At 36.2% G+C, this 21,301-nt stretch carries 18 protein-coding genes, 1 tRNA gene and 1 pseudogene; 7 read left to right on the top strand and 13 right to left on the bottom strand.

The annotated features are described in order from the left end of the window. Positions 1-122 precede the first annotated feature (122 nt). Positions 123-599, top strand: coding sequence for a DUF4079 domain-containing protein (locus D5R40_RS12865; RefSeq protein ID WP_124154736.1), 477 nt, complete (start codon positions 123-125; stop codon positions 597-599). Between the two features lie 168 nt (positions 600-767). Here D5R40_RS12865 and D5R40_RS35165 read toward each other — a convergent pair whose 3' ends face one another. After that, positions 768-923, bottom strand: coding sequence for a hypothetical protein (locus D5R40_RS35165; protein WP_205127644.1), 156 nt, complete (start codon positions 921-923; stop codon positions 768-770). Here D5R40_RS35165 and D5R40_RS12860 point away from each other — a divergent pair. Further along, entirely contained in the window at positions 915-3,371 is a 2,457-nt protein-coding gene (locus D5R40_RS12860; protein WP_124154735.1) for a ComEC/Rec2 family competence protein, read from the top strand. The genes D5R40_RS35165 and D5R40_RS12860 overlap by 9 nt on opposite strands. 338 nt (positions 3,372-3,709) lie before the next feature. Then, a tRNA-Ser gene (locus D5R40_RS12855) sits at positions 3,710-3,794 on the top strand. A 795-nt stretch (positions 3,795-4,589) separates the two neighbouring features. Here the strand turns inward: D5R40_RS12855 and D5R40_RS12850 are convergent. From D5R40_RS12850 to D5R40_RS12830, 6 genes and pseudogenes are all read right to left on the bottom strand, one after another. Continuing rightward, positions 4,590-5,870, bottom strand: coding sequence for a caspase family protein (locus D5R40_RS12850; protein ID WP_124154734.1), 1,281 nt, complete (start codon positions 5,868-5,870; stop codon positions 4,590-4,592). A gap of 12 nt (positions 5,871-5,882) precedes the next feature. Further along, positions 5,883-6,257 carry a hypothetical protein gene (locus D5R40_RS12845; protein ID WP_124154733.1) on the bottom strand — a complete coding sequence of 125 codons (375 nt, stop codon included), beginning with the start codon at positions 6,255-6,257 and terminating at the stop codon, positions 5,883-5,885. Positions 6,258-6,346: 89 nt separating this feature from the next. Continuing rightward, positions 6,347-6,565, bottom strand: a complete 219-nt coding sequence (locus D5R40_RS12840; protein ID WP_124154732.1) for a DNA-binding domain-containing protein — start codon at positions 6,563-6,565, stop codon at positions 6,347-6,349. Positions 6,566-6,936: 371 nt separating this feature from the next. Beyond that, entirely contained in the window at positions 6,937-8,451 is a 1,515-nt protein-coding gene (locus tag D5R40_RS12835; RefSeq protein ID WP_124154731.1) for a site-2 protease family protein, read from the bottom strand. Between the two features lie 325 nt (positions 8,452-8,776). Further along, entirely contained in the window at positions 8,777-9,277 is a 501-nt protein-coding gene (locus tag D5R40_RS40985) for a tetratricopeptide repeat protein (RefSeq protein ID WP_240038734.1), read from the bottom strand. Beyond that, positions 9,278-10,432 (bottom strand): annotated as a pseudogene (locus D5R40_RS12830) (1-deoxy-D-xylulose-5-phosphate reductoisomerase); the annotation flags it as partial. A gap of 1,244 nt (positions 10,433-11,676) precedes the next feature. Here D5R40_RS12830 and D5R40_RS12825 point away from each other — a divergent pair. Both D5R40_RS12825 and D5R40_RS12820 read left to right on the top strand, forming a co-directional pair. Next, a complete protein-coding gene (locus D5R40_RS12825) occupies positions 11,677-12,537 on the top strand; it encodes a sulfotransferase (RefSeq protein WP_124142734.1) in 861 nt (286 codons plus the stop codon). Positions 12,538-13,180: 643 nt separating this feature from the next. After that, on the top strand, positions 13,181-14,800 hold the full coding sequence (locus D5R40_RS12820; RefSeq protein WP_124142735.1) for a DUF2079 domain-containing protein: 1,620 nt from the start codon (positions 13,181-13,183) through the stop codon (positions 14,798-14,800). Between the two features lie 566 nt (positions 14,801-15,366). Here D5R40_RS12820 and D5R40_RS37025 read toward each other — a convergent pair. Then, positions 15,367-15,534, bottom strand: coding sequence for a hypothetical protein (locus D5R40_RS37025; RefSeq protein ID WP_205127645.1), 168 nt, complete (start codon positions 15,532-15,534; stop codon positions 15,367-15,369). A gap of 34 nt (positions 15,535-15,568) precedes the next feature. Here D5R40_RS37025 and D5R40_RS12815 point away from each other — a divergent pair, with 34 nt between their 5' ends. Continuing rightward, positions 15,569-16,945 carry a DUF2079 domain-containing protein gene (locus tag D5R40_RS12815; protein WP_240038732.1) on the top strand — a complete coding sequence of 459 codons (1,377 nt, stop codon included), beginning with the start codon at positions 15,569-15,571 and terminating at the stop codon, positions 16,943-16,945. A 580-nt stretch (positions 16,946-17,525) separates the two neighbouring features. Here the strand turns inward: D5R40_RS12815 and D5R40_RS12810 are convergent. Together D5R40_RS12810 and D5R40_RS12805 are read right to left on the bottom strand one after the other, a co-directional pair. After that, positions 17,526-17,963 carry a PIN domain-containing protein gene (locus D5R40_RS12810; RefSeq protein WP_124142737.1) on the bottom strand — a complete coding sequence of 146 codons (438 nt, stop codon included), beginning with the start codon at positions 17,961-17,963 and terminating at the stop codon, positions 17,526-17,528. Further along, entirely contained in the window at positions 17,957-18,214 is a 258-nt protein-coding gene (locus D5R40_RS12805; protein WP_124142738.1) for an AbrB/MazE/SpoVT family DNA-binding domain-containing protein, read from the bottom strand. The genes D5R40_RS12810 and D5R40_RS12805 overlap by 7 nt, the downstream gene beginning before the upstream one ends. 323 nt (positions 18,215-18,537) lie before the next feature. Between D5R40_RS12805 and D5R40_RS12800 the strand changes: the two genes are divergently transcribed. Then, on the top strand, positions 18,538-19,305 hold the full coding sequence (locus tag D5R40_RS12800) for a Uma2 family endonuclease (RefSeq protein ID WP_124142739.1): 768 nt from the start codon (positions 18,538-18,540) through the stop codon (positions 19,303-19,305). A 405-nt stretch (positions 19,306-19,710) separates the two neighbouring features. Here the strand turns inward: D5R40_RS12800 and D5R40_RS12795 are convergent, their stop codons facing one another. The 3 genes from D5R40_RS12795 to D5R40_RS42605 all read right to left on the bottom strand — a co-directional run. Next, positions 19,711-19,917 carry a hypothetical protein gene (locus D5R40_RS12795; protein ID WP_124142740.1) on the bottom strand — a complete coding sequence of 69 codons (207 nt, stop codon included), beginning with the start codon at positions 19,915-19,917 and terminating at the stop codon, positions 19,711-19,713. A 56-nt stretch (positions 19,918-19,973) separates the two neighbouring features. Then, a complete protein-coding gene (locus tag D5R40_RS12790) occupies positions 19,974-21,056 on the bottom strand; it encodes an RNA-guided endonuclease InsQ/TnpB family protein (RefSeq protein WP_124142741.1) in 1,083 nt (360 codons plus the stop codon). A gap of 137 nt (positions 21,057-21,193) precedes the next feature. Continuing rightward, positions 21,194-21,301: hypothetical protein (locus tag D5R40_RS42605; RefSeq protein WP_134239613.1), on the bottom strand; the 108-nt coding region annotated here is incomplete at its 5' end.

Raw genomic sequence — 21,301 nt, 5'->3', positions numbered from 1 at the left:
AGTAGGGGATTTGAGCAAGCCTCCAAAAACATTTCGCCTTAAAAGGCGGGGTTGCGCGACCCAATTATTTTGATCAACTTAAACTTTGAACAAGAAAGCAAAAACTACCACCAGAGAAAGAAATGGAAATCAGAGAATATTTAGAACCAATAGCTGACATCTTCCGCAATTTCGGTACACCAGAACCAATTGTACATTGGGGACATCCATTGATGATGGCGATCGTTGTATTTGTTATGGGTAGTTTTGTGGGTTTAACTGGATGGCGTAGACGAGTAGTTACTGATGAAGCCATAGCTGTTGAAAGTGCCTCTAATCATCGTAAGATGGCACCATTTATGTTTTTATTTATCGCATTAGGTTATACGGGTGGAATATTATCTCTAGTGATGCAGGAACAGCAAATATTTGAAAGTCCTCATTTTTGGACTGGTTCGGCAGTATTGGTACTACTGGCAACAAATGGTTTGATCTCCCTGACAAAATTTGGTGGAAATCAAGCTGCATTGCGTACTACTCACGCTTACCTTGGTAGCATTGCACTTTGTATCATGTTTGTTCATGCAGTGTTGGGTCTAAGACTTGGTTTAGCTATCTAAATTAGGCATTGCTGAATTAAGGTATGAAAGTAGGTTTATAGGGAATAGGGAATAGGGAACACCGGATCTGGGAATTAATATTAACAAGTAGTTCAAACCATCCAAAATAAAAAATCCCAAATACAAAATTCTCAAATCATACCCAGAATCAGCAACGCCCTAAATTATTTATATTTTCTGTGGCGGGTTTAATACCCCACCGTCAACGGAGGTGCTTAAAATTGTTTGGGGTTTGTAGACACGAAGTGGCCTTCGTTGACTATCCATAAGTAATTTTTCCTTCTGCCTTCTTCCTTCTTCCTTCTTCAATGAAATATGAATCAAGCTGTAGCGATTGTCATCAGCCTAGCTTACATATTGGGGCTAGTATCTACCATTGTTCCTTGGGGTATATATGTTATGCTAACTGTGGGCTTAGTCTTAGCAATTATCGTACAACAAGGATACCGACAAAACTTACGAAGATCGACTAAAATCATAGCAACTCCTCAGCAAAAAATTAATTCTGAAGACTTACTCAGAAATGGTCAGTTTCCAGATTTACTCCCAAAAAGAACAAGAAAATCTCTACTAAATTCAAATTGGTTGTGGATAACTGCTGGAGCGGTCGCTTTTCTTGCTAGTTTTTATTTTTTAGTCCGAGTACCCCAACCATCAATAGATGACGTTAGTAAAATAATTCCCGTTGATCGTGACTCCCAACAACAACAAGTAGTTACTGTTCGTGGAAAAGTGCTTTCTCTTCCCCGCAAGACTCGCTCACAAAAAGCACAACTGTGGCTAAATGTCACTCAAGTTAGTGAAATAGTAGGTACTGATGGTTCGGCCAATGTACACCAAGACGTTACAGGCAAACTTTATGTTACAGTTCCCCTATTACATGCAACAGGTGTCTATCCTGGTGAGGCAGTAGCAATTACTGGATCTTTATACAAACCATCACCAACAACTAATCCCGGAGGCTTTGACTTTCGTGCTTACTTGGCTAGACAAGGTGCTTTTGCTGGGATTACAGGTTATAAACTCACCATCACAAACCAAGAAAGGACTAATATTTGGGGATTAAGTCGCATACGACAACGAATTATTCGCTCTCATGTAAGTTCATTGGGCGTACCAGAGGGTCCCCTTGTGAGTGCAATGGTATTAGGGCGTAGAGCTGTAGATTTATCTTATCAATTACGAGACAAGTTTGTCAAAGTAGGGTTAGCTCATGTATTAGCAGCATCAGGTTTTCATATTTCCTTAATTTTAGGTGTGGTGCTGACTTTGACTAAAAGCTTGTCTCCCGGAGCAAGATTTGGTTTTGGCATCCTAACTTTAATTATTTATGTTGGTTTAGCAGGTATTTCGCCTTCAGTGTTACGAGCAGCATTGATGGGGTTAGCTGCTTTGGTTGCCATCGTTTCCCAACGTCAAGTTCAACCATTAGCTTCTCTAGTTGTGGCTGCAACTTTTCTACTATTAATTAATCCTTTATGGATTTGGGATTTAGGATTTCAGTTGAGTTTCTTGGCAACTTTAGGATTGTTGGTAACAGCGCCACCATTAATGAAACATTTGGATTGGTTGCCCTCTGGTATTGCATCTCTAGTTGCTATTCCGATCGCTGCTTCTATTTGGACTTTACCTCTATTACTGTATGTTTTTCATGTTGTATCTCCTTATACTATTTTTGTGAATATAATTACTGCGCCTTTGGTTGCGGTGATTACACTGGGTGGTTTTATCAGCGCCATCGTGGCTTTGATTTCTCCTTATGTAGGTAGTCTTATTGCTGGAATATTGTATTTTCCAGTCAGGGTTTTAATAGAGATCGTAAATTTTTTTAGTGCGTTGCCAGGAAATCAAGTAGCAGTGGGTGCTATATCAATTTATCAATTGGTTGTGCTTTATGGGTTGATTTGTGGTATTTGGTTGTGGAGAAATAGACCGCCAGAAGCGAATCAGAGAAACAAGAAAAAGCTTTCTCTGAAATTTTGGCAGTCGGGTGTGATTTTGGCGATCGCCATCATTATTATTCCTCTTTGGTATACTCGAGCTTCTGTGTTTCAAGCTACGATTCTTGATTCATCTGAGGAACCAGTGTTTGTGATTCAAGATGGACGGAAAGTAACTTTGATTAACTCTGGAGGTGAAAATACGGCCAGGTTTATGGTATTACCATTTTTACGCCAGCAAGGTATTAATAGAATTAATTGGTCTATTGCCCTTCATTCTCAAAAAGGTATAAGTCGTGGCTGGCCAGATATTTTGAATACCTTGAGAGTGAAGATATTTTATGATGTGGAAACTGATGATCAAAAGAATTATCAAACTAATAATCAACCTGTGTTAGATGCTGTGGGAGCTAGTCAAGCTGATTATTTTACTTTGGTAAATAATCAAACTATTGAATTGGGTTCGATACAGATGAAGTTAATTAATTCTGAGACCCCAATCGTGGAATTTATGCTTCATGGCCAAAAGTGGTTATTATTGGGAGATGTGAAATTGCCTGAACAGAGTCGGTTACTAGCGGCAAGAAGTTTTCCGCAGACTCAGGTGCTTTGGTGGTCTGGGAACAAGTTAAATCCAGAGTTGTTGAATATTATTCGGCCAGAGGTAGCGATCGCTTCGTCTGATTCTGTCCATCCAGATATGGTTGAACTTTGCCAGGAAAATGATATTCTTCTATTTTGGACTGGTCGTGATGGTGCAATTCAATGGACTCCTGCTACGGGCTTTCAAACTACTTTAGAATCAGATAAGGTTGATAGTTCTCTATTTTGAGAAGGCAGAAGGCAGAAGGCAGAAGGGAATATTGGTTCAAAGGGAGAAAGTTTTTTTATCACTGATTATCCGCACATGATATGAAATGTTGCTCCGAACCAAAAATCCTTACCTTTGCAAAGATAACATAAGGGTTCTATAATATAGAAATATGTATTTTGTGAAAATCAAAGTTTAATTATCATTTTTGGCTTTTAAATTTTGACTTTTGACTTTTTATCAAAATAACATGGGTCTAAAACCCCGCCTTTTAAGGCGTAATATTTTTGGAGCGTTGCTCAAATGCCCGTTACAAAAATAACTTCTGACTTCTGACTTCTAACTTCTGACTTCGTTATGGAGAGGTGGCAGAGTGGTCGAATGCGGCGAACTCGAAATTCGTTGAAGGGTGACTTTCCGTGGGTTCGAATCCCACCCTCTCCGTTTATTCCGTATAAAAAAATGGGTGGTGGTGCATTGTAACGGTCGTCCATTACATTATTTTTGTGAGGTACGGCAGTGGGAGCATCTTGCTCCCGTGCCAAGCATCCCTTGTTCTTTGTATACCATTACTATGGAAGACTACCAAAAAATGTTCTCTTCACGAGGGCCATTAACAAATTTTTCTTGATATTCCCCTCCTGGGAGCAGTAGGGGTGGGTCTCTACACTCTTTATCTGTAGGAGAACGTGGGAGTTATCCCTATTTTTGTTAAAAGCTATAGCGCTACGCAAATAAGGCGCAGACATTTATAGAACCCCTAAGCGTATCTTTTTCATTGATTTTCCTTTCTGCAACATCGGGAGACTTTGCCAAAACGGGAATTTTGTACGTCAAGGAACTAACAAGACCTCCGAAAAACTTGTAACTTAAAGCTTTTAGCTATTCAGAGTTTGATTTTTTGAGTTCTCAAGGGACGCAAATTCTCAAAACGACTCTGGAGATTAGCTCAATAAAATTGAAAAAATGAAGACCTTAACGACTGGAAGATATACTAATTAATACTTTCAAGCTTTTTATTAATTCATTAGCGTACAATTTTTATGTTTGGGTACAGTCTGCCATATTTATGACCTCTAACCTCAAGCTTCTGACTTCATAGAGTGCCAGCTATCTAGTTGAGGAAAAGCCTATGTTTTCGTGAATATTTTATCAAAAAACTAGACTTGAAAAACCCCTGAAGTGTCTATATTATAAAGGTTATAAGTCTTTCTTTACCAACATATTTTTTTCATTCACCTACATCCATTTCTTAAGAAGACTATCCTTAATCAATTGTTGATGAAATTCTTTATCTGACTTCCATTTTTCATATTCTTCTTCTTCTTTTGTTTTCTTTCTGGTTATTTCATCTCTTTTATATTTCTGTGGCTCCTTCTTAATTCTTTCGGGTTTGGAAATTTTTGATGTAACGGGTTTGGAAATTTTTGGTGTAATTTTGGCTTCTATCCGTCTTACATCTTCATCCCGTAAACTTAAACGCTTTTGAATTCGTTCTAAGTTTAGGCGATCATTTTTTCTTAACGGAAAACTTCTTTTAACCGCTTTACTGAATAGTGTTTTATACTGTTGCAAATTTTTCCAGCGTTTGCGATGAAGTTCCATCACCTCTTTTTCTATTATTTTAGCATCTTCGATAGAAATTCCATGTTCAAGACGATGAATTTCCAAAATTTCACGTTCAAAGTCGTCAATTTCTCCTCGTATAAAATCAATTTCATCCCGTTCATTCTGAATAATCGCCTCAACTTCTTTGCGATATTTAAGCTTAGGATTACCTTGAGGCGATCTAGCAATATGAATTCTATAACCTTGCTCAACTGGGTAAAATCGAGGAGTCATCTCTGGGGATTCTTCTTGCACTTTCTCACTAGCATATTCATGCAATTCATCCACCGAGATTACACCATTATTATCCTGATCTGCTTTTCCAGTATGAATTCCTTCAACCAGATATTTTGTATAGATAGACAAACCTGAAGTTTTCGATTCATAGGACATCTGAGCCGAACTAGAAGAAGTTAAAATTGCCCGTCCTTCTCCTCCCAAATCTTGTTTAAAATTAATGGGAGCTTCACCAGCATATTTAGGATTGAGTTCCTTATCAAATGCGCCGCTAAAACAACAGTCTAAAATAATAACTTGATGGTTTGAACTACTATCGTTCATGCGTTTCTTTAAATAACTCGCTTCTACTGCTGTCGGGGGGATTACAATACCTCGTTCATTTTTGTCCGTTTCAGGTGTAGCTATAAATAGATCACCCTTGGGATTTGTAATTCCATGACCAGAAAAATAGAACAGCAATAATTCATTAGATTTGCGACTATCAAATAGCTTGTAAATCTCGTATTCCATATCTTGGCGATTGATATTTTTGAAAGTTTTTACTTCATCAAAACCGCCCATTTCAGAGTTAAGCAATACCTCTTGTAATGCGTCTACATCGTTAACTGCACTGGGAAGCTTGGTAAAATTTTTATATTCACTAACCCCAATTAATAAAGCAATTTTTCTCACTGATATTTCCCCTTATCCCTTTAAAAATTTATCAACTTCAGGCAAAATCGTTTCCAAATCTTCAGGACGACGAAATTTAGCTTTTAATTTTCGACCATTACCTTCAGCTTCGATTTCGTAGATTCTCCCGAAAGTGCGATTGCCCAGATGCTTCACCAACGTTTTTAAATTTTGAAGACTGACTTCGGCTGTTAGAACATTAATTAAAAATCCACCAATTGATTTGGCTCTTTCTTCTACTTCAGAAATGGGAATTTGATTGACTTCTAGGACTCCATATACTTCTTTAATTTCTGCTTGTAAATATTGGGTGGCTTGTTGTAGCTGAGATTCGTTTAGTTCTGGATCGGAAATAGTAATTTTAACTAAAATATTTGATTCAGACATGAAAGTTTTTCCTGATTTTATTTGTTGCTGGTTACTTAGTTAATTTATAGAGATACTTCTGACTTAGAATTTTATTTGTTTATAAAACATCAGTTTTGTATTGCCTGAACTTGAGCTTCCAGCTTAGTCATGCGTTCTTCTAAATCAATCACTCTCTGACTGAATAGAATATCCTCAACAGCACCTAGATACTGATCAATAAAACTTACAATCACCTCACTCTTAGTCAAGTAGGCTTTTGTTCTGTACTCCTCTAATTGCTGGTGAAGATGGTCTGAAATTCGGAAACCAATGGTTATATTGGACATAGAGCATATAACACTTTATTAAATTAAGTTTAACATCTGAATAGAAAATTGGGTAGTCCCACATAAGTTTAGTGTATGGAGTACCACAATTTGGACAAAACTTAATGCTTAAAAGACATCAAAGGTTCCTGACATTTTTGACAATAATCAGGACTTACGCAAAGGCACTATTTATAGAGTCTAGTAACTATTGAACAACAGTTTTGAACACTATATATGGCGTATATGCGTAAGTCCTAAATAATTTAAGTAGAGGTCAGACTCCGGCGAAGTTTCGGAGTCATGGGAATGCCCACTGCTGTGTTTAACTTTTAGCTTTTAGCTTTTAACTTTTAACTTCTGACTTCTGACTTTTTACTTCTGACTTTCAATTAACTACCTATACCCAACTGACTAGCTAAGGCAGGAGTTAAAGGAAACAAAGTAGCGATCGCCATAAACAAAGCGAACAAACACAAAGTAGCTCGTAGATCGTCAGGTTCTATTAATTCATTTAAACAAGGACGTTCCAAATTTCGCTGTAATACCAAAATAATAATTGCCCAATACAATGCTAAAGGATTAACTAGGGAAGCAATGACTAAAACTACAAAAGTGAAAAATGTTGCTCTACCTGCAACTTTCCGAGCATAAATTGCCTGAATAATTCTACCGCCATCCAACTGACCCGCAGGCATAAGATTTAGCGCTGTAATTACCAAACCCAACCAACCGATAATTGCTAGTGGGTGAACATCTACTATATTTTGATTTACCGCCGAACCTAAAATCACCCGTGCTAAAGTTCCCACTAAAACAGAAGCTCTGAAAAATTCGGACGGCATCTGAAACATACTACCTTCGTGGGAAAGCAATAAACCCACCAATAGCATTGCCAAAGAAAGTATTCCTCCAGCAGCAGGTCCGGCAAAAGCTACATCAAACAGGACTTTCCTATTCGGTATCGCTGACTCGAAACGGTTAACAGACCCAAAACTGCCAATTTGCCAAGCTGGTAGAAAAAATGGCCAACTAAAGCGGACATTGTGACGTTTTGCCAAGACTTGATGGGCGACTTCGTGAATACCTAAAACTGCACATAGACCAAGTGCAATGGGTAATGCTTCTGGATACCGTGTGGGTTCGTTGAAAAAGTCAAACCCTAATAATAAACCACCTGCTTCAAAACTGGTGGCAATAGTAGCGATCGCTAGCACAACTGCCAGAATTTTTTGGGATGTAGTAGCGGGTTGAGGGTCATTTTTGCTTGGTAAAATGATGACTACTGGTTTCTCTTCAGGACTTTCTATGAGGAATAGTCGATAACGATCGCCTAGTTTTTCTTGCAAACTGACTGATAACTGGGTATGGATTTTTTCTACATCTCCCCGTAAATTACCTTTGAAAATAGCTCCTTCTTGATAAGGAATAGTTTCGGTTGTGAAGAAAGTATCGATACCAAAAATATCTTTGATTTTCTGGAGGTCTTCACTAGGGATAGGAATAAATTCTGGAGTTTGTTCTTTTTGTGATTCAGTGTTTGCTATTTTATCCTGGGTTGATTGAGTTTCTTCTTCATTGCTAGATAGTTGTGAGTCGCCGATGGTTTTGAGACTGGGTTGGTTTTCTGGGTCTTTAGCTGCTATTGTTCGTAGTTGTCGTCCCAAGTATATATATAATCCTGTACAAGCTACGAGCAAAAATAGGACAAATACTAGGTTCAGATAGATTCCAGCAGCAAATAGAGCAAAAAATAGTAACCAAGGTGCCATTAATACTACTGATTGTAACCAGGCGAGAATGCCTACTCTACCATAAGGTCTTGCTCTGTAGTATCCCCAGCCAAGAATTCCAAGAGTTATTAAAGCTACTATTACTGTGGTTATGTTTTCAGATATGTTATACATAATTGTATGTGCAATTCAAAATTCAAAAGTCGAAAGTAGTAAGTTTTCCCTTATATTTTTGTAAATAAAGGAAAGAGTTTACCTGTGATAATTATTCGTTTTTCATAATTGTTTTTAAGGAATTTAATAACTTACTTTTTTAATTGCAGTAATTAATTATTTAAACAATATTCTGTCAATTAGGCTTCAATCATGAAGATACCTAAATAAATTTTAGGAAAAATTATTTGAGTTAATTAATTTTTTTTTCACTTTAAATTTAGACTATATCAATAATGATTGAATTAATCATTATTTGCTATTTCAAAAAAATGATGTTATCGACTCACTCTTGTATAAATGTTTCTGTAGATCCTGTATCAACATGAACATAACTACGATGTTTGGCAGATGTATAATTTGGATTGAGTCTAATTGCTTGATTATAATCAGCGATCGCCCCCCAATTATCTCCTACTTTTCGCAATACATTTCCCCGTCGATAATAAACTTTTGGATGAGTCGCATCTAATTTAATTGCCTGGTTATAGTCATCAATTGCTCCTTGATAATCTTCTAATTTTTCTTTCACATCACCTCTATAAATATAAGCATCTGAGTTACCGTTATCTATCTCTATTGCATGATTAAATTCTGCCAAAGCTAATTGATAATTTTGTTGCTGATATTCTGCTAATCCCTTTTTATAAAAATCATTAAATCCTAGGTTATCATTTTCACTTTTTATTTCTGTAGATGCATCATCTTCGATTTTTTTTTCTTCTGCATTTGCTAGCTTTTCTTCAACATTAACTAATACATTTTTTAGAGGATTAGCTACTATCAAGCTTCCAGCTACAGCTTCTTTTCTTGCCCATTTATCTGTAGCTAAAATATCATCTAAACTGGGATTTTTCTGACAATCTGACTTATGCTTTTCACATACATATTCAATCAACTTAGGAATATCCAAAAAAGGAATTTTTTCTTCTAAAAATAATGCCACAGCCTGTTCATTTGCTGCATTCAAAGCCGCCGGCATCGAACCACCTATACGACCTGCAGTATAAGCCAATTGAATACAAGGATATTTCAAATTATCGGGTTCCTTAAAAGTCAAACTACCAGCTTTAACTAAATCTAATTGTTTCCAATCAGTATAAAGCCTTTCCGGCCAAGATAAAGCGTAAAGTAGAGGCAAACGCATATCTGGCCAACCCAACTGAGCTAAAACAGAAGTATCTTGTAACTCAATTAAAGAGTGAATTATACTCTGAGGATGAATCACTATATCAATATTTTCATAATCTAATCCAAACAAATAATGAGCTTCAATAACTTCCAAACCTTTATTCATCATCGTGGCAGAATCCACGGTAATTTTACGACCCATTGACCAGTTAGGATGTTTAATGGCATCTGCTACTTTGACTTTTGATAATTTATCAATTGGCCAGTCTCGAAAAGCACCACCAGAAGCAGTTAAAATAATTCTACGTAAACCCTCTTTAGGTACACCTTGAAGACATTGAAAAATTGCTGAATGTTCTGAGTCGGCAGGCAACAATTTTACTCCGTGTTCTTCAATTAAAGGATTAACAACTGGGCCTGCTGCGATAAGTGTTTCTTTATTTGCCAAAGCAATATCTTTTCGGGCCTCAATAGCGGCAATAGTAGGTAATAAACCAGCACAACCGACAATACCCGTTACTACAGCTTCTGAGTCACCATATTTCGCAACTTCAATGACACCATCTTGGCCTGCAAGCAATATGGGTTGAGGTGTCAGGTCAGCAATGGCCTCTTTTAACTCTGTAAATTGGGACTCATTGTTAATAGCAACAATTTCAGGGCGGAACTGTCGTACTTGTTGAGCTAACATTTCTACGTTGCTTCCAGCAGCTAACCCAATAACTCGAAACTTATCTGGGTTTTGAGTAACAATATCTAAGGTTTGAGTACCAATAGACCCTGTAGATCCCAAGATTGTAATTGCTTTCATATTTTTTTGAGAAATTTGTCCACAATTCCACTATACGATTCATTGGTTATTTTGTGTTAAGAGCAAGGTTGCCAGAGTAATAGATTTTAGTTATTCAGATTTTTAATATCAAAAGAGAAATCATAATTTTGCTGACAAATTATCCCAGATTAATCCAGCATTAGATGTACTTTTCTCTAGATATTCCTGTTTCTGAATTTTTTTTTACTATTGGGACTTTAGCAAAAAACGCCAAAAGTATTAAACCCTTGCTGTATAATACTTTAACGTCAAAATAGCCTATTTCTTGATATATCTAGTGCAGGATGGCGGAAATAACTGACCAGTTACAAAATCCCAAAACAATTACAAATCAAAAATGATTGACTGTCAGATATGCGTCTTACATTCTGAGGTGTCCTCAGAATTACGCACTCGATGCATGAATTTTGACTTTTAACTTCCGCGTAGCGGCACTAGGTTTTCCTGGGTCATGCTACGCAAAGAGCAATTTTTAGCCTGAGTTTCGTATTTTCCTTGCTACCGTTGAGTTGGAAGCCATTTTTACCATCAAAAATATCAAAGTCCCGCTATGAAATTTTCCTAATGCAATAGTATCAAGCTATTGACACTCTCACCGTATAAATCTAAAGATTATAATGGGAGATTGTTGCGAGTGCTGACGCAACGCTAGGCGTTTTCGTTGCGGAATGCTGCGCAAACATGTCGTGGAGGGTTAACGTTTGTGGTAGCATGACCTTAGGAAAGTTGTGCGCCAGCTAAATATAAATTCTTACCTAGGCAACAAATCAAACAAGTTGAGTTGTACCCCCACAATTACTGCAATTATGTTTTCTATTCCTGCGAAATGCTGCGCAAACAGAGAAGAGAGTTTCTTTAAGAATATGATTAATATCTATTTCTTGCTGTTTAGTTGACAAAAGTTTTGTACTGGTAAGTTAAAGTAATCAAAGGTTGAAAATAAAACATTAATAACTTTGATTGATTCGCTACCGCTCAATTAATTTGCTGATTTAAATTCGCATTGTGGCTGTCTAGCGTGCCTTTACCAAGCAGTTTATACGTCCCGTATCACCGCTAAATCATAGATTATAGCGGGAGTCCTCTTTTAAGATTTCCTGATAGTATCAAGCTAATATACTAGATATAATATAAAAATCAAAACTGATATAAAAAAACTTAGTAATGCTTGGCAGCTTTTTCTAAATAAGCTATTATAGAGCAAAAAATTATTACTGTGAAAAATGAGTAATTTAATCAAGGAAATACGTCAATCTATCCGACTTATTAAAAATGATATGATTCATAAGTATTATGACTTGAGAATCAATCAAGTTGAAGACCCATACCGAGCAATGTTCAGAACGGAACCATACAAGTTCATTTTTATTCTCAGCCATATGCGTTCTGGTTCTTCATTACTAGCTAATATATTAAGTTCTCATACAGAAATCTTAGGATATGGTGAAACTCACATTCAATATGCCTCTGAATTTGATTTGAATAAATTAGTATCTAAAGTGTATCGTAAAACCCAAAATATTCGCAATTTGCAAGACTTAAAAAGTTTGAGAATGAATCATAAATATATTCTCGATAAAGCTTTACATAATAAGATTTTTTTAGATGAAAAATTGTTAACTTCGGAAAATTTATATAGTATATTTCTCATCAGAGATCCAGAGAGAACAATAGCTAGTATTCTCGACCTCAAGCCACACTGGAGTGAAGAAAAAGTATTAACTTATTATTTAAATCGCTTATCAACTTTAGAAAGATATGCAAAGTTAATCAATAGCAAAGAACGTACTTTGATGATTTCCTACGATCAACTACTGAATCAGACGGACTTAGTTTTTGATGCTTTAAAAAAAGTCCTTAGAACACAATCAGAATTTTCGGAGGAATACAAAGTAACGAATAAAACAGGAAGACCTGGAATAGGTGATTCTAAAGAGAATATCAAAGCAGGTCGTATTGTCAGAAACCCTAGAAAATTAGAACAAAAAATAACTCCGACATCAATGGCAGAAGGGATTAAGCAGTATGAAAATTGTGCTTTAACACTTTCTGAGTATTGTAAATTCGTGAAAAATCCCAACTAATACCGTTTCACCCCCTTTGGGAGGAAGTCAAAAGTCATGCATTAAGATTTTATAGAGTTTGAAACTATTTGTAAAATTATTTTTTCAAATTGGTATAACCTGTTCAAAACATTAGTAAAAAAATCATGGGAATACTTGTTGAAAAAGAGCGAAAAAATAAGATTTAACTTACATTCCGCACTTCAAAACCTAGTATATAAAGATAAGTAGTCAGGTAAGAAAGCTGTCAAATTGGCGACGTACAGTCAGGAGAGAGTAGTAGTCGCCAATAACTCAAAATAAATTCATTATTTATACTTAATATTTTCTTGATAATTTGACTCTTACCGAAAAATTGTGGGTATGCGCCTCCCCTTTTAAGGGGATAATAAGCGGTCGTTTGCGCAGCATTCCGTAGGATGGGATGGCGAGGTCTCCTCGCCATATCCAATCGACTCCTGTGAAAAAAAATTTTCATGAATTTGTCAATCCTCTTCTTTTCAAGGAGAGGTAATTATTCATTATTCATTATTCATTATTAATTGTTGAAAAAGGCCAATAAAGATAATTTACGCGATATAAATACTTAGAGAATCGCTAGTTTTTGTCCTTTGTGCTACTTTTTATTTGACAAATTGACTTGCGGAATGTGGGATTTAAAAATATGATGCTTTTTCCACCACCTGTTGTGAGTAGGATAATAATTGTTGCAGCTTTGATTTTCTTTCTGTGTAGTAGTTTACGCCACGCATTGTTCTATTCTACTGGTTTTGACTTAGGTATTTATGACCAAGTTGTATATTTGATTAGTCAAGGAGAATCTCCCATTTCTTCTTTTTTGGGGTATCACCATCTGGGGAATCATGCTGCTTGGGCAGTTTATCCTCTGGGATTATTGTATCTGATTTATCCTAATGTACACTGGCTACTTTTAGTACAAGCTATATGTTTGGCCTTGGGAGCGTGGCCTACTTGGTGTTTGGCCAAACAGGCAAGTTTAAATCAAGGACAAGCAGTAGCGATCGCTTTTTCTTATCTCTTTTACCCAGTAGTTTTTAATATTAATTTATTTGATTTTCACCCAGAAGTTATGGCATTACCTGCTATTTTAGTTGCTATTTTAGCTGCTAGACTGCAACGTATTTTCTGGTTTTGTCTGGCAATTATTTGGGTGTTAGGTTGCAAGGCAGTTTTATCATTAACTGTAGTTTTTATGGGTGTTTGGTTACTAACTTTTGAAAGGCGGAAGTTTTGTGGTTTAGTTGCTCTTTGTTTAGGTATTTTTTGGTTTGTGGTTGTCACTCAAGGAATTATTCCTTTTTTCAGTGGTGGAGAAGTAGCTGGAGTAGGGCGTTATAGTTATCTGGGAGATTCTGTTGTGGGAATTATGATTAATATTTTGCTACAACCAGGAGTAGTGTTAGGGAAGATATTATCTTTTGAGACTATCAAATATATTTGTCTGTTATTGTTACCTGTAACTTGGGGAATATTTCCTCTACTTCAGACAAATCAGACTATTTTGCCTCATCTTATCCCTCTCATTCCAACTATTCCCACAATTGTGTTGAATGTGTTGTCTGAAGTATCATTTCAAAGAAGTTTAAATTATCAATATTCCTTGCCAGCGATCGCTTTTTTATTATTAGCAGTAATTTCTTGTTTAGCAGCAGCTTCAAAAGCTGAAGAAAATGATATTTCATTAAATTTATCTGGGAAAAGAGAGTTAGAAATTCCTAAGTTTAATCTGAGATTATCAGTACCAAATTTTCAAGCTCCTAAAATGATTATTTTGTGGTCTGTTTTAATGTTTTTATTGCTAGGGAATGTAGCAGATTTATTTTTATATTGGCAGAGTTTGGATACTTGGCAAGCCACAAGGAATGCAATTACTTATGTCAAAACTGAAGGAGGGGTACTTACAGATAATAGATTAGCACCCCATTTTACTCATCGTTCAACAGTAAAATTATTAAATCAAACAAAGCCAGATAATTTAGATGAATTTGATTATGTAGTTCTGAATTTACGTCATCCTTGGCCAGATACTGAGGAGGCAGGTATTATCCTTTCTAAAAATCTCCAAAATAACCAAGAATGGGAATTAAATTATCAAGAAAATGATGTACTGGTATTTCAAAGGAAAGAAGGAAGAAGGAAGAAGGAAGAAGGAAGAAATATGAAAAATTTAAGTATTGTCAAACTATCATTTACTTCGTCATTTCAGTTACCAGTTATCGGTCAATTACCCGCAATCAAAATGTTAAATAATTTCCCTTTTTGATGGAGGTTAAGAGAGATAATAAGTTGATTATGGGCGGTCTGTCGGACATTATTGAAAACTTCTTTTCGATCGTGAGAATAGACAGTAAACCTCGCAGAAATAGTATGAAGTAAAGATATTTTTTGAGAAACAGTATAACATTCTTCAATTGCATAATAAATACTAAATATAGTAAGTCTAAATCAATGGCGATAGTTCTGCATAGTAATGGTATATGTAGATGAACAACGGCGTTTCATGGGAGCAAGATGCTCCCACTGCTTTTGTCCTTGACCAAAATAATTACAATAGACCACCATTACTTGAATGGCAAAAAATCTCTACATCAGAACTTACGCATTTTTATGGTAAAAACACTATATGTACCATAGTGCTATAGTTTTTATCTAGTATATGTAGTGTCTTTGCGTAAGTCCTGTAAATAGAAGTATAGTCAGCAAATATTACTTAATGTTATCACAGTCAGACTCAGTTGCTAAAAATTTGCTTACTTATTCTTTCTTCCTTTTTACTTCTAAATAGAAGTATAGTTAGCAAATATTACTTAATGCTGTCAATAGTCAGACTTAGCTGCCAAAATTTGCTTCCTTCTTCTTTCTTCCTTCTTCCTTCCTTGTCAGACTCAGTTGCCAAAATTTTCTTCCTTCTTCCTTCTTCTTTCTTCCTTCTAAAATGCTAATTGTCAAACAACTAAAATCTGCTCCTCTCTCTACAATAACCATAATTGCTGCCATAATTTTATTTATCTGTAGCAGCATACGTCATTTATTGTTTCAATCTACGGCTTTTGAAATGGGAATTTATGACCAAGTTACTTATTTAATTAGTCAAGGTTTACCCCCTATTTCTTCCTTCTTAGAAGTACATCATTTAGGTAATCATGCTGCTTGGTCAATGTACCCTGTAGCATTACTTTATAAAATTTATCCTTCAGTTTATTGGTTATTACTAATACAAGCCATTTGTTTAGCAATAGGAACAATACCTACCTGGAGTTTAGCGCGTCATTCTGGCTTAAATAAAAAACTTGCTTTTGCTATGGTAATAGTTTATTTATTATACCCAGTAGTGTTCAATCTCAATTTATTTGATTTTCATCCAGAAGTAATGGCATTGCCAGCAATGTTAGGAGCAATTTTAGCAGCAAAATTAGATAAAACTTTTTGGTTTTGTATAGCTATTATTTGGGTTTTAGGTTGTAAAGATGCTTTATCTTTACCTATTGCTGGAATGGGTTTTTGGTTATATTTCTATGAAAAAAAACGACTGTGCGGAGCAATAGCTTTATTTGCTGGTGTAGCTTGGTTTATTATTGCTACTCAAGTACTAATACCTTATTTTAAAGATGGTCAACCACCAGGAGGAGTCGGACGTTATCAATATTTAGGTGGCTCTATACAAGAAATTTTACTGAATATATTTTTAAGACCAGAACTGGTGTTTGGTAAATTAATTTCACTGAAAACTCTAGAATATTTACTATTACTAAATCTGCCCGTAATTTGGTGGCTTGCTCCTAAATATTTAACTCCTTTAATAGCAGCTTATCCCGTTTTGGCGATGAATATTTTATCTAAAATTGATGCTCAAAGAGATTTAATTCATCAGTATTCTTTGCCAATATTACCTTTTTTATTAATGGCTGTAATTTATACTATTGCTGATGGAAAATGTGGTTTATGGTATTGGTTGTGGAATTTACGCAAACCTCAAACAGATAAAGCTGAAAATATATCTACAATAGTTGGCGATCGCTTACCAAAATTTATTATTATTTGGTCTTGCATCGGATTTTTAGCTTTGGCTAAATATGGGTATTTTTGGTCTATTTATTTAGATTATCTAGATACTTGGCAAGCAGCACGAGAAGCAGTTGCTTTAGTGAATACAAAAGGCGGTGTTTTTACTACTTCTGAAATTACGCCTCATTTAACTCATCGTAAGTTTATTAAGTTAATTGTTGAAGAAGATGAATTACCAACAAATGAAGCATTAGTTGAGTATGATTATGTATTGGTAAATGTACGTCATCCAGGGTGGAAAAGTAGTCAGGAATATTCAGAAAAATTAGTAGATAAACTCAAAGTTAATTCAGAATTTCAGCTTAGTTACGAACGGGATGATGTTTATTTGTTCAAAAAATAGGTATAGCGCTACGCGCAAGTCAAAAGTTAAAAGTAATCTCTAAGTGAGTTTTAGATGCCCAAATGCGTAGAGAGCGATCGCCTATTACCGTTGATTTAAACTATTTAGGGCTTGCTGATTAAATATCAAAGCATTGACTAATATTGGTTTGCTGCCTTTTTTTGCCTTGAAAAAGTGCAAGCTTTTCGGTCGCTCAAGCTCAAAAAGCTAGTGTTTTGGGGCGATTATGGCAGAAAAATCACTCTTACAATTTTTCCGACTACCTCCTCTACAATTTCCCGTTCCTCCTGTCTCCTGTCTCCTGTCTCCTGTCTCCTGTCTCCTGTCTCCTACCCCTACTAAAAGACTTTTTCAGCAAACCCTATTTAACTGGACATAATATTATCAGAACTTACGCACCTGCAACGTATTTTCGTCATTGCAACCCACAGGGTTTGCGGAGCATTCCGGGACGGAAAGCAATCTCAAATCCTAATTTTTTGTACTTCATGCGTAAGTCCTGATTATTTAATTCATGCTACTCTAAAAAAATGAAAGCATAAAATAGGGGGCTAACAATATTATGCGATCGCTGTAAATTTTATGTCGGTACTTCTACTAATTTTGCTACTTCTTCACCAAGACGTATGAAATGGTTAGGATTTAAAGTAAGTAACCGATCTACCTCTACTTTAAAAACAACTTGAGCAATTAAACCATCGTAAATTCCACCTCCTGTTAAATTCAAATTTACCATTTTATTAATAACAGTTTGATAATCTTCAGTAGAGAGAGAAATCACTTCAAATTCTGCTAAATTTTCTCTGATTAATTGTTGTGCAAGTTTTGGGGAAACAGCAGGTTTTATCGGAAGGCGAGTTAAAACGGAATAGAGTTCTGCCAAAGTATGAGTGCAAATTATTCCTTGAATATTTCCAGATTTAACTTTTTTTAATCGTGAAAGACAAGCTGAATGTTTAGGATGATTAGTCCATAATGCAGTGACTAAAACACTTGTATCAAATAAAGCTTTTACCACGATGTTAATTCATTAATTCTTTCTGTTCTCAGTTCATCAATGATTGTTTCTGTATTACATATCGGTTCAGCTTTAAAGACTAATATTCCATCTTCATAGTAGGTTTCTAATTCTGGTTCTAAGGGTTGAAGAATAAGTTGACCATTTTCAACTTTTAAGGATAACTTAGTTTGATTGTTAATTCCTAATTGCTGGCGTATTTTTTCAGGGATTTCGATACGACCAAATTGATCGACAGTGAGTTGTTCCATATTGTAATTATCTGCTGTAATAATCCTCTTGAACCATCAGAGTTTAGTAGTAGACTGACACAGCTAAAACTGTGCAGAGTGCTTTTTTCGTATAATTCTTATTATAGCAAGGTTTGAGAATTATACGAAAAAAGTAGACTGACACAGCTAAAACTGTGCAGAGTGCTTTTTTCGTATAATTCTTATTATAGCAAGGTTTGAGAATTTTTTCCTAATGCACCATTTAAGGTGTGTCAGTCCATTAGGGTGCGTTGCGTCAGTCCTGATATTATTTCATCCATGCTACTCTAAAAAAATGAAAACATGATCGGAGGGGGCGAACAATGACTACAGAAACATCTCCCAAAACCGAGTTACTCACCGAAGTAACTCCCGACTGGGAACCACCCATGCCACCTACAGACTTAATCTTTGATGATGGAGAACTCTTGGAAAGCAAACGTCACCGTATTGCCATGAATCTTCTGATAGATTCTTTGTATCAACATTGGTCAGACCGCAACGACTTTTTTGCTGGTGGCAATATGTTTATTTATTATAGTAGCGCTCAAGCGAGAAATCGTGATTACAAAGGTCCTGATTTCTTTGTGGTTTTGGATGTTGATGGCAAGACAGATCGTCAAGGATGGGTAGTTTGGGAAGAAGAAGGTCGTTATCCAGATGTGATAGTTGAACTCACATCTCCTTCAACTGCTAGTGTAGACATTGGTAAAAAAAAGGATATTTACGAGGGAACATTCCGTACTCCATATTATTTCATCTTTAATCCATTTGATCGGAAATCATTAGAGGGATGGTCTCTGGAAAACGATAGATATCAGAAGTTACAGCCGGACGAGCGAGGATGGTTGTGGTGCAAGAAGTTGGAGTTATGGTTGGGTACTTGGGAAGGGAGTATTCAGCAAGAGTCGGCAGTGTGGTTACGATTTTATGACGAGCAAGGAAATTTGGTATTATTGCCAGGAGAAGTAGCCCAACAAGAACGTCAACGTGCTGACCAGGAACGTCAACGTGCTGAACAACAACAGCAACGAGCGGAACGTCTGGCTGCTAAACTAAAAGAGTTAGGGGTCGATCCTGATTCTGTCTAATATATCCCCCCCTGCCCCCAGATCCCCCCTAACCCCCCTTCATAAGGGGGGAACCGCTTAAAAAAGGGGGGAGCCTTCAAAGTCCCCCTTTTCAAGCTATGCTTTATAAACATCTTTCTTAACATAAAACTTGACAAAAGATACAAGTTCTGTGTATGTCTGGAAACGGCTTTTTCCGGAGAAAATTGTATTGAATGAGACAATTTTTTGAGGACTTTAAAGAAAATTCTTACTTCCCCCTCTTCCCCCTCTTCCCCCTCTTCCCACCCTCCTACAAAGGTTTCAGGAGTTCCTTATAAAGGATAGCTTTTCAAGGGGGATTTAGGGGGATCGTAAATGTATCTCATTTTAATGGGAAATGCTATAACAGCAATCTTGGTATTTTCCTTATTCTCTAGACAAACGTTATCTATCCCGAAATTCTGCTTTGGTTTGATCGTCCCAACCTGCATACTTGAGACAAGCTTCTGCTGCATCTTTATTTTCAGGTTTAACGAGGTCAGGATGAAATTGTAGTTGATTACATCTTTTAACAAATTTTACCCATATAAACCCCGCCACAAATGCAAAGTCTTGTCCCCACTGCTCTATAAAACTGATACAAACAGTCACATAATGTAATAATCTGATGTTTACTTCCTGCTTCTACTGAGTCCGTCGGCGGTTACTCATCCACAGGCATTTACGATCGAGCCGACCGCATTTCTCAAATTAATACTGGCGTTTAAATCTCTATCTATCGACAGGCCACACTCTGGACAATCATAAGTCCTTTGATTTAAGGGCATATCTTGGACATGACCACAGTTTGAGCAAGTCTTTGATGATGGAAAGAATCTATCTACTACTACTAGCTCTGAACCGTACCATTGGCACTTGTACCTAAGCTGTCTCCGAAATTCATAAAATCCTTGGTCTGCTATTAATTTAGCTAGTTTATGGTTGGCTAACATACCGCGAACGTTCAAATCTTCTATGACAACAGTGCCGTGGTTTTTGGCTAAGTAAGTTGTCAATTTATGAAGTGTGTCTTTACGGATATTTGCTACTCTTCTATGCAATGCTGCTATTTTCAGTTGTGCTTTTTTCCAATTAGCTGAACCAATTTTTTTATTGCGGTTCAAGTATTGTAGTCTAGATAGTTTGTTTTCAAATTTCTTGTAAGACTTAGCTCCTTCAAATACTTCTCCTGTGCTTAAAGTTGCTAAAGTTTTTACTCCTAAATCTACACCCACAACTTCAGTTTTTTTAGGTGTTGGAGTGGGAGTAAATTCGTAGCTACAACTTAAGTACCAATCGCCTGCTTGTCTACTAATGGTTATTTTTTGAGTTGTTGCCTCAATAGGTTCGTAAGTTTTGACACAACCAATAACAGGTAATTTATGATTCCATCCATTTAATTCTATGGGTCTTCCAGAATTATCAATTGTGAAAGAATCAGACCTACCTTTTTTCTTAAATATTGGATATTTACTTAACCCTTGAAAGAAGTTCTCAAATGCTTCACCCAAGTTGATAAAAGCATATTGATAGACTTTAGATGACAAGTTTTTCATCCAGGGATAAAGTGGTTTTGTGTGGTTAGTAAAAGTTTCTCTAAGCTTACGAATATTTGGTTTATAACCATCTTTATAAGCAGCATTCCATAAATTTAAACCCCAATTATAACACCATCTGCTATAACCAGCGTGTTGAGCCATCAGGGTTTTCTGTTTGTTATTCAGTTTGAGCTTGGTTCTGATGGATTTCATGTATGCGTAAGTCGAGGCTGTCTAATAGTATGCTTTTCTAAGGCATTGTATTGTTATTCTTTGATTAAGTCAATGTAGATGAAAAAACACAAAACTTCAAAACTGATGAGCCGTTTAAGTCATCTCCAAGACCAAGATTACTCTGTTATACGGATAAGTGTACCCGAATCTGTATCCCACAAGCGCAAAGTCCTGTCTCTACTTGCACTGAGAATCTGTTTGCCATCTGGACTAAAGGCGACCGC

Source organism: Okeania hirsuta (assembly GCF_003838195.1).
GTDB classification, from domain to species: Bacteria; Cyanobacteriota; Cyanobacteriia; order Cyanobacteriales; family Microcoleaceae; genus Okeania; species Okeania hirsuta.
The sequence above is the reverse complement of the archived record's forward strand: the minus strand, read 5'-3'. Positions and strand labels throughout refer to the sequence as shown.